Annotated in this window: 3 protein-coding genes; all 3 read left to right on the forward strand. The window is 41.5% G+C overall.

Annotation, left to right across the window (positions count from 1 at the left end):
* A partial coding sequence (locus VXQ92_RS16065; protein WP_416682499.1) for an SEC-C metal-binding domain-containing protein occupies nt 1-106 on the forward strand: 106 nt, incomplete at its 5' end.
* 45 nt (nt 107-151) lie between these two features.
* A complete protein-coding gene (locus tag VXQ92_RS16070; protein ID WP_000927792.1) occupies nt 152-796 on the forward strand; it encodes a trimeric intracellular cation channel family protein in 645 nt (214 codons plus the stop codon).
* 82 nt (nt 797-878) lie between these two features.
* On the forward strand, nt 879-2,125 hold a 1,247-nt coding region (locus VXQ92_RS16075; RefSeq protein WP_416682497.1), incomplete at its 3' end, for an MFS transporter.

Consider the following 2,125-nt stretch of genomic DNA (forward strand, 5'->3'; position numbering starts at 1 on the left):
ATGGTTTTTCCTTGATCCGACGGTCGATATGCAGGTCACCATGAAACAACCTTGTATATGTGGTTCAGGAAAAAAATTTAAGCAATGCTGTGCACAATTCCTATAACTTTATCTTAAAATACGCCCACCGTTTGGCCTGAGGGAAAGGGCAATGTTACTCACCGTTATTTATATTATTGCGATTACTGCCGAAGCCATGACTGGTGCATTGTCTGCTGGGCGACGGAGTATGGACTGGTTCGGTGTTGTACTAATTGCCTGTGTGACGGCCTTGGGTGGTGGCTCTGTACGTGATGTACTACTTGGACACTATCCTTTAACGTGGGTAAAACATCCTGAATATTTAGTTTTAACGTGTTGTGCTGCATTTGTTACCATCGTTATTGCTAAATGGATGCGTCATTTACATAACATTTTCTTGGTGCTCGATGCGTTAGGCTTAATCGGATTTACCATTATTGGTTGTCAGATTGCCTTACAGATGGGGCATGGTTTTGTCGTGTCGGCTGTAGCAGGCGTTTTAACGGGAGTTTCGGGTGGTATTTTACGTGACATCTTATGTAACGATGTCCCGTTTGTTTTCCGCCGTGAGCTGTATGCAAGTATTTCTTTTGTTGCAGTCATTTGCTATTGGGTCTGTCTAGACTTAGGTTTGAGTTTAGAACTTACCGTTATTTCAACCTTAGTATTCGGTTTTACGCTTCGTTTAATTGCCATTTATTTTGGTTTGGAAATGCCTAAATTTATTTATAAAGATGATGATGCAGAGTCGGCTTCTTCAACCGACGAACATTAATCATGCAGAATTTCATGTGGGCATGATATAACAATTCTATATATGGTCTTGTCCACTTATTCTTTCCAGTAGAGTTAATCCTATGGATCTGGTTTCACGTATACAAAATCTTCCAATTGGCAAATTTCACTACACGCTTTTATGGGTAGTGGGTTTAGGCTGGATGTTTGATGCGATGGATACCGGCATTATCGCTTTTATTATGACAACCCTTGTTAAAGATTGGTCATTAACACCTGCTGAAAGTGGTTGGATTGTCAGTATTGGCTTTGTAGGCATGGCTATAGGTGCAGTTTGTTCTGGTGCCTTGGCAGATCGTTTTGGTCGTAAAACTGTATTTGCGATGACAATGGCAATTTATAGTATTGCGACTGCGTTATGTGCTTTTGCCCCTGATCTAAAGTGGCTATTAATTTTTCGGTTTATTGTTGGGTTGGGGCTAGGTGGTCAATTACCTGTAGCAGTCACGCTGGTCAGTGAATATGTGCCTGCTCATGTTCGTGGAAGATTTATCGTTCTACTTGAAAGTTTTTGGGGATTAGGCTGGCTGGTTGCTGCGCTCATTTCTTATTTTATTATTCCTAAATTTGGCTGGCATATTGCCTTTCTTATAGGTGGACTTCCACTTATTTATATTTTAGTGATTTGGAAAAAAGTTCCTGAGTCGATACCGTATTTGATTAACCGTGGTCGTATTGAAGAAGCGCATGCACTGGTACAAAAACTAGAAGCCGAAGCATGTGTGCAAATAGTTCACCATATTGAAGTCGTGCCTGTGGCGATGCGACAAAAAGTTTCATTTAAACAGCTCTGGAGTGGTCAATTTGCTCGTAGAAGTTTAATGCTCTGGCTAATCTGGTTTGGCATTGTGTATTCCTATTACGGCATCTTTACGTGGTTGCCGAGTTTATTGGTGAAACAAGGCTATGACATTGTCAAATCATTTGAATATGTATTGCTTATGATTTTGGCGCAGTTACCGGGCTACTTGGCGGCTGCTTGGTTTGTCGAGCGTTTAGGTCGAAAAATTACACTTGCCGCATTTATCGGTTTTTGTGCTTTGTCGGCATATTTCTTTGGACAAGCCGACAGTGTAAATAGCATTATGTTCTGGGGCTGTCTCATGTCATTCTTTAATTTGGGTGCATGGGGAGTGTTATATACCTATACACCAGAACAATATCCGGCCAATATTCGGGCTTTCGGGTCAGGCTGGGCATCGGCAATGGGGCGTATCGGTGGAATTGTCGCACCAATGGTCGTGACACATATGATGGTTGCTAAAAACGGCTTTAATCACGTTTTTATGATGTTTACTGTGGTTTTACT

It is taken from the genome of Acinetobacter sp. 228 (assembly GCF_048147885.1).

Excerpts from the sequence above, each read along its gene's own strand:
- VXQ92_RS16070 (WP_000927792.1), top strand. The coding sequence starts at position 152 with ATGTTACTCACCGTTATTTATATTATTGCGATTACTGCCGAAGCCATG.